This is a genomic window from Coprococcus sp. RTP21428st1_C9_RTP21428_210409 (assembly GCF_040227395.1).
Classification (GTDB): Bacteria; Bacillota; Clostridia; order Lachnospirales; family Lachnospiraceae; genus Coprococcus; species Coprococcus aceti.
Genome location: NZ_JBEHVV010000101.1, coordinates 1 through 7,305 on the forward strand (window position 1 = coordinate 1; position 7,305 = coordinate 7,305).

Genomic DNA, 7,305 nt, shown 5'->3' on the forward strand with positions numbered 1-7,305 from the left:
CATGCGGATTGTGGAACAACATATTTTACACTGTAGAATATGTGTAGCCGATAGAGATGCATAGTACAACATATATAGTGGGTTGGGTGCTTATTATGGTGCTCAAGATAAAGGGGAGGACTCCTGGTGTCAGTTATCGCTGGCATCAGGAGTTTTTCTTCTATTTTCCCGTCTGTGTGTTATAATCTGATATGTAGTGTCAAAATATGTCGAAAACAAAAAGAGATGTACTTTTGAAGATATATATGCAGTGTCAGCGCTGGAAAACAGATAGAAAAAACAGGAGGATGACAGCATATGAACATAGGAATATTAGGCGCAGGCAAGATCGCCGGTGTCATGGCAGATACGATAAATAAGATGGATGATGTGGAGCTGTATGCGGTAGGTTCAAGAACTTTGGAAAAGGCAAATGCATTTGCCAGGGAATTTGATATAGATAAGGCTTATGGAAGTTATGAAGAACTGGTAAGTGATGACGCGATAGATCTTATATATATTGCAACGCCGCATTCACATCACTATGAGCATATGAAGCTCTGCATAGAACATGGAAGAAATGTACTCTGCGAGAAAGCATTTACCTACGATGCTGCGCAGGCTGAGGAGATCGCAGCTCTGGCAGCAGAGAAGAAGGTGTATGTGGCTGAGGCGATATGGACGAGATATATGCCGTCCAGACAGATGATAAATGAAATTCTTGGATCAGGTGTGATAGGGGATATCAGGACAATGTCCTGCAACCTGTCTTATCCGATATCAAAGATAGAGCGCCTGATCAGACCTGAGCTGGCAGGAGGTGCCCTTTTAGACGTGGGAGTTTATGGGCTGAACTTCATTGTCATGCATATGGGTAAGGAGATCTCAGCTATCGAATCGTCTGTCATGATGCATGAGACCGGGGTAGACGGACAGGAGAGTATAACCGTCAAATACAGAGATGGCAGGATGGCAGTGACAACCCACAGCATGTACGGAAGATCAGACAGAAAAGGCATCTTTTACGGTGAGAAGGGATACATGATAGTCCAGAATATAAATAATCCACAGTGGATAGATGTATTTGACTGCGAGGACAGACTGATAAGACATGTGGATGTGCCAAAGCAGATAAGCGGCTACGAGTACGAGGTCATGGAAAGCCTTGATATGATCAGACAGGGACAGTTCCAGAGTAAATCGATGCCTTTGTCAGAGTCTATATATATGATGAAGCTTATGGATGATATTAGAAAAGGGTGGAATAAAAAGTGATAATTATATATATACTTGGCGGAATCATAGCCATATTTCTGATGTACATACTTTTTCTCTTCGTGTGCAGTCTGTTCGTGAGAACTGACAGGCAGTATACGGAGGACAGCAGGTTCTACAGGCATCTGCTGTATGGTGTCACCGGATTTGCCATGTGGTTTCTAAGAGTGAAAATGCATGTGACTGGCATGGAGAAGATTCCAGTGGATGTCAAACCACTCTTTGTGGGAAATCATCTGTCAAATTATGATCCGCTGATAGAATGGCAGGTATTTAAGAAGTGGGATGTGGCATTTGTATCCAAGCCGGAGAATTTTAAGATACCGATATTCGGCAGGATCATCAGAAGATGCTGCTTTATGCCGATAGACAGATCAGATCCGGGTAAGGCATTGTCTACGATCAAGACGGCTACCGAGATTCTCCAGAAGGGAGATATGGCAGTTGGAGTATACCCGGAGGGAACGAGAAACAGACAGGGCGGACTTCTGCCATTTCACACGGGTGTTTTCAGGATAGCCCAGAAAGCGCATGCGCCGATAGTCGTCATGGCGATACACGGAACGGAGAATATCTACAGGAATGTGCTGAGGCACAGATCTGACGTCTATATAGATGTGGTGGATGTGGTACCTGCCGATGAGGTAAAAGCAATGAAGAAGAATGAGATCAGCGACAGGGTGAGACTTGTCCTTGAGAAAGATGAAAAGGGTAAAAACTATGGGAAAGAAGTACATTTTATATAATTCACTGGCGGGCAACGGCAAATGTATGTATGACGTGCAGGCACTTGCAGATACATATCCTGATGCGATACTCAAGAAGATGACAGAGATCGCTTCATATGCGGAGTTCATGGGATCGCTTGCAGAGGATGACGAGGTTATCCTGTGCGGCGGTGACGGAACGCTGAACATATTTGTGAATGACATAAAGGACATGTATGTGAAGAATACCATCTACTATTATGCCTCCGGAAGCGGCAATGACTTTGCAAAGGACATAGGACATAACAGTCATGACACTCCGGATTACCAGATAAATCAGTACATACAGCATCTCCCGGAGGTGACGATCAACGGCAAAAAGTGGCTGTTCATGAACAATGTTGGATTCGGAATAGACGGTTACTGCTGTGAGGAGGGCGACCGCCAGAGGACAAAGAATGAGAAAACTCATAAGAACAAGCCTGTGAACTACACGGCTATAGCTATCAAAGGCTTGCTCTACGCATTCAAACCGAGAAATGCTGTGGTGAAAGTGGATGGAGTCCGTCATGAATATAAAAATGCCTGGCTCGTGCCAACCATGAATGGCAGATATTATGGCGGCGGAATGATGGCTGCCCCCGGGCAGGACAGACTGAATCCGGAGCATACAGTTTCGGTTATGGTGTTCCGCGGCAAGGGCAAGCTTGGAACCATTATGATCTTTCCTTCTATATTCAAGGGAGAGCATGTCAAGTACGAAAAGCATGTTGATATATTCAACGCAAAAGAGGTTGAGGTTGAATTTGATCGCCCGACACCACTTCAGATAGACGGCGAGACGATACTTGGAGTTACATCATACAAAGTTAAAGCGTGGAGCCTGGATCAGAAATAAAAAAGTTTTGAAAATCCGAATAATATAAAGTTCAAAAAACTTGCAAATATGCTGACGTCATTTATACTATTTTAATAGATTGTACGCTGAAAAAGGAGGTATTGTATGCGGGAGATGCGGAGAAGTGACAGGATGATAACAGATCGTGAAGAGATAGTGGATGTACTTGATTCGTGTAAGGTGTTCCGGATGGCGGTTCACGATGAAGAGGGAGTGTACATAGTTCCGCTGAATTTCGGTTATACCTACGAGGAGGATGTTCTGAAGCTTTATTTCCACTCTGCCGGTGAGGGCAGGAAGGTGGATGCTCTGGCAGCGAATCCGAAGGTGGCCATAGAGATGGACACAGATCACTATCTGGTTGAGGGACCAAATGCCTGCAGCTTTGGTTATCTCTACAGCAGTATCATGGGAAATGGCACAGCCAGAAAGCTGACAGATCCTGAGGAAAAGTGCGAGGCACTAAACTGCCTTATGAATCATCAGCTTGCGAGAAATACCGAGAATATGAGATCGTTTGACAAGGTAGAAAAGAAGAAGTATAACTACTCAGACCAGATGCTGGCAGCGGTAAATGTGTATGAGATAGTTGTGGAAAATTTTACGTGTAAGTCAAGGCGATAAGTATATGGAATCTATGCAATTGCCATTGTGGTTTAAGGAATTGACGTAAAACATAATACAAATTATAATCAGACAGGATATAATGAAGCGATCATCAAGCAGACTCTTGATGATAAGTGATATAGCAGAAAGGTGAAAACAGGAGATGGATTACAACAAATTAGCGGATTTGATATTTGCAGATATAACAGATACAGTGGATGACCTTGAGAAGAGATTTCCGGAGAGAAATCTTCCAGAGGGAGCAAGGGTAACAAGATTTGCGCCAAGCCCTACAGGATACATGCACATCGGTGGACTGTATGCAGCCATGATCTCAAGAAAGCTTGCAAAGCAGAGTGGCGGCGTGTTCTACCTCAGAATAGAGGACACTGACAGAAAGAGAGAGCTTGAGGACGGTGTAAATGAGATCATCAATTCGCTGAAGAAGTTTGACCTTGGATTTGACGAGGGACCATTTGAGGGCGGTGAGACTATATATGGTCCATATAAGCAGAGTGAGAGAAAAGAGATATATCAGACATGTGTCAAGAAGCTTATGCAGGAGGGATATGCATATCCTGACTTCACAACAGCCGAGGAGCTTGATGAGATCAGGGCAAAGCAGGAGGCTGCAAAGGTTGACATAGGATATTACGGCGAGTATGCAGTAGGAAGAAATCTGACATACGAGCAGATAGAGGAGAAGCTTGCAGCGGGCGAGCCATATGTTGTGAGACTCAAGAGTCCGGGCGAGGCAGGAAAGACTGTTATCTACAGCGATCCTATCAGGGGCAAGATTGAGATGCCTGAGAATATCATGGATGTGGTACTTCTGAAGTCAGACGGAATACCTACATACCATTTTGCACATGCAGTTGACGATCATTTCATGAGGACAAATCTTGTCATCAGAGGTGACGAGTGGCTTGCATCATATCCACTTCACAAGCAGCTCTTTGATCTGTGTGGATTTGCGCTTCCAAAGTATGCGCACATCGCACCTATCATGAAGCTTGAGGTTACAGTGGACGAGGAGGGCGAGCACCAGAGAAAGAGAAAGCTCAGCAAGAGAAAGGACCCGGAGGCTGCGGTTGGCTTCTATGCAGAGCAGGGATTCCCATCAGTCAGCGTGCTTGAGTACCTTATGACAATAGCAAACTCCAACTACGAAGAGTGGCATGCAGCACATGCAGACAAGACAATAGACGACTTTACATTATCACTCAAGAAGATGCCTGTCAGCGGCGCACTTTTTGACATGGTGAAGCTCAATGATGTCAGCAAGGAGATGATCTCAAAGCTCACAGCCGAGGAGTGTTACGACCTCATCATGGAGTGGGCAAAGGAGCATGACGAGAACATATACACATTTGGCACACAGGATAAGGACGGCTTCATGAAGACCATCAATTTGTGGAAGATGTCAGGTAAGAAGGTTCGCAAGGATGTCGGCAAATGGTCAGATCTGCGCGCTATGTTCGGTTATCTGTACACTCCCGAGGACGAGCTGGATCTCCAGTATGAGATAGACGAGAAGTACACACCGGAGATGATCACAGAGGTTATCGAGGAGTACAAGAAGGATCTCTTCCTTGACTCAGAGGACTGGTTCTCAAGCATGAAGGTCATGGGCGAGAAGATCGGCTACTGTCCAAATGTCAAGGAGTACAAGCAGAATCCTGACGGATACAAGGGAAGCATCACAGATGTATGTACTATAGTCAGAGTTGCCATCACAGGCAAGCAGAACTCACCTGACCTGTTTACGATCATGAACGTGATAGGAAAAGACAAGACCATGGGTAGACTGGACAAGTTCCTTGCGTGGGTGAATAGATAGGATGTATCAATTTGCTGCGAACATTAAGTTGGCATCCAATTGATGAAGATTGGTTAAAATACATTTTAGAAGGGATTGGATTACTATGAACAAGAAGATATATGACGGTTATACATATGTAGACGGTGGCGTGTGCGCGGCCAAGGGTTTCACGGCAAATGGACTTAACTGTGGACTGAACCCTGACAAGAACAAGAATGATCTCGGAATGGTATTTTCAGAGGTGCCATGTGTGGCAGCAGGCGTGTATACACAGAACAAGGTGAAGGGCGCACCGGTCACAGTTACCAAGGAACACCTGAAGAAATCTGGCAACAAGGCACAGGCAGTCATTGTGAACTCCAAGAATGCCAACACATGCAACGCGGATGGAATAGAGAAGGCTGAGAAGATATCCCAGCTTGCAGCGGATGCCCTGGGTATAGATGTGAACCTTGTCATCAATGCTTCAACAGGTGTCATCGGACAGATCATCCCTATCGAGCCATTTGAGGAGCATATGAAAGAACTTGCAGACGGTCTCACAGCAGACGGCAACGACAAGGCTGCAAATGCTATCATGACCACAGACACAGTTGACAAGCAGGTTGCTGTCCAGTTTGACATAGACGGAGTGACATGCACCCTCGGAGGTATGGCAAAGGGAAGCGGAATGATCCATCCAAACATGGCTACAACGCTTAACTTCATCACATCAGACATAGCCATTACATCAGAGCTGATCCAGAAGGCGCTCTCAGAGATCGTAAAGGTTACTTACAACTGTCTCTCAGTAGATGGAGACCAGTCCACAAATGATACCCTGACAGTCATGGCAAATGGCCTTGCTGGCAACAAGCTCATCGACACGGAGAACGAAGCTTATGAGAAGTTCAAGAAGGCCCTCTATATAGTTATGGAGTGCATGACCATGATGCTTGCATCAGACGGCGAGGGCGCAACCAAGATGATCGAGTGCACAGTTGCAGGAGCACCTGACCTTGACACAGCCATCATAGTTGCAAAGAGCGTTATCCGCTCCCCACTTACAAAGTGCGCTATGTTCGGCGAGGATGCCAACTGGGGACGTATCCTCTGTGCTATCGGATATGCGGAGGCAGACTTTGATATAGATAAGGTTGCAGTAGATCTTGAGTCAGAATTTGGCGTGGTTCCAGTATGCCGCAACGGCGCAGGCGTACCATTCTCAGAGGAGAAGGCAGCCAAGGTATTGAGCTCAGATGAAATCCACATCAACATAGATCTCGGAATCGGCGATGTTACAGCCAAGGCATGGGGCTGTGACCTGACATATGATTACGTGAAGATCAATGGGGATTATCGTTCGTAGGTTTTACTCGTAAATAAAAATAAGACACTGATCAAAATGATGTTGGTCAGTGTCTTATTTTTTTATGGGAAATGGCTGTTTGCAGCTAGAAACACCAGTTATGTAATTCATATCAACGTTGTAATACCTGGCAAGTTCGATAAGACATTCAATCGGCATGCGAACTTTGCCTTTTTCGTAGTCAGAATATGTTGTCTGCGCAACATGTATTATATTTGCAACCTGAGTCTGGTTAAGGTCATTATCTTCACGAAGTGATTTAATTATTTCATAATAATGCATTAGGTACTCCTAAGTTACTAAAAAAATATACTTCTATAAAATATATTACAAATGTTCATTGAAATTGACTTTTAACGGGCATTCCGTTAAAATGAAAAGCAATAGGATATTAGCAAAAGAAAAATGGGGGGATGCACTTGGCAAATAATGAAGATTGTGTTTTTCTTGAGTAGTTTGTAGGAAGAGGAGGAAAATTTATGAGTATGAATGAAAAGTGGAATAAAGGTATTTCGCTACGGAAAAAAAGATGGATTAGCATGATAATGGCAGCCGTGATGATTGTTACGTTAGTACCATTTATGCCAGGAAAGAAAGCTGATAAAGTAGAGGCTGCTGGATATAACGCTGAAGCAGCGTTACAATATGCAGCAAGTCATTGGAATGATGG

Annotated in this window: 8 protein-coding genes; 7 read left to right on the forward strand and 1 reads right to left on the reverse strand. The window is 44.5% G+C overall.

Going from position 1 to position 7,305, the window contains the following annotated elements; translation table 11 throughout:
- Positions 1 to 297 precede the first annotated feature (297 nt).
- The 6 genes from ABUA34_RS13380 to argJ all read left to right on the forward strand — a co-directional run bounded on the left by ABUA34_RS13380 (position 298) and on the right by argJ (position 6,635).
- A complete protein-coding gene (locus ABUA34_RS13380; RefSeq protein ID WP_055273875.1) occupies positions 298 to 1,254 on the forward strand; it encodes a Gfo/Idh/MocA family protein in 957 nt (318 codons plus the stop codon).
- Complete coding sequence (locus ABUA34_RS13385) at positions 1,251 to 2,000, forward strand: lysophospholipid acyltransferase family protein (protein WP_055273873.1); 750 nt, start codon at positions 1,251 to 1,253, stop codon at positions 1,998 to 2,000. Before ABUA34_RS13380 ends, ABUA34_RS13385 begins: the two co-directional genes overlap by 4 nt.
- The gene (locus ABUA34_RS13390; protein WP_242859167.1) at positions 1,957 to 2,859 is read left to right on the forward strand and encodes a diacylglycerol/lipid kinase family protein; all 903 of its coding nucleotides are present in this window, start codon (positions 1,957 to 1,959) and stop codon (positions 2,857 to 2,859) included. Before ABUA34_RS13385 ends, ABUA34_RS13390 begins: the two co-directional genes overlap by 44 nt.
- A gap of 105 nt (positions 2,860 to 2,964) precedes the next feature.
- The gene (locus ABUA34_RS13395; protein ID WP_055273869.1) at positions 2,965 to 3,483 is read left to right on the forward strand and encodes a pyridoxamine 5'-phosphate oxidase family protein; all 519 of its coding nucleotides are present in this window, start codon (positions 2,965 to 2,967) and stop codon (positions 3,481 to 3,483) included.
- 145 nt (positions 3,484 to 3,628) lie between these two features.
- Entirely contained in the window at positions 3,629 to 5,305 is a 1,677-nt protein-coding gene (gltX, locus tag ABUA34_RS13400; protein WP_349823474.1) for a glutamate--tRNA ligase, read from the forward strand.
- An 85-nt stretch (positions 5,306 to 5,390) separates the two neighbouring features.
- A complete protein-coding gene (argJ, locus tag ABUA34_RS13405) occupies positions 5,391 to 6,635 on the forward strand; it encodes a bifunctional glutamate N-acetyltransferase/amino-acid acetyltransferase ArgJ (protein WP_022216915.1) in 1,245 nt (414 codons plus the stop codon).
- Positions 6,636 to 6,689: 54 nt separating this feature from the next.
- On the opposite strand, the gene ABUA34_RS13410 is transcribed toward argJ, so the two are convergent.
- Complete coding sequence (locus ABUA34_RS13410; RefSeq protein ID WP_055224577.1) at positions 6,690 to 6,917, reverse strand: helix-turn-helix domain-containing protein; 228 nt, start codon at positions 6,915 to 6,917, stop codon at positions 6,690 to 6,692.
- 197 nt (positions 6,918 to 7,114) lie between these two features.
- Between ABUA34_RS13410 and ABUA34_RS13415 the strand changes: the two genes are divergently transcribed.
- Positions 7,115 to 7,305: hypothetical protein (locus ABUA34_RS13415; protein WP_349823475.1), on the forward strand; the 191-nt coding region annotated here is incomplete at its 3' end.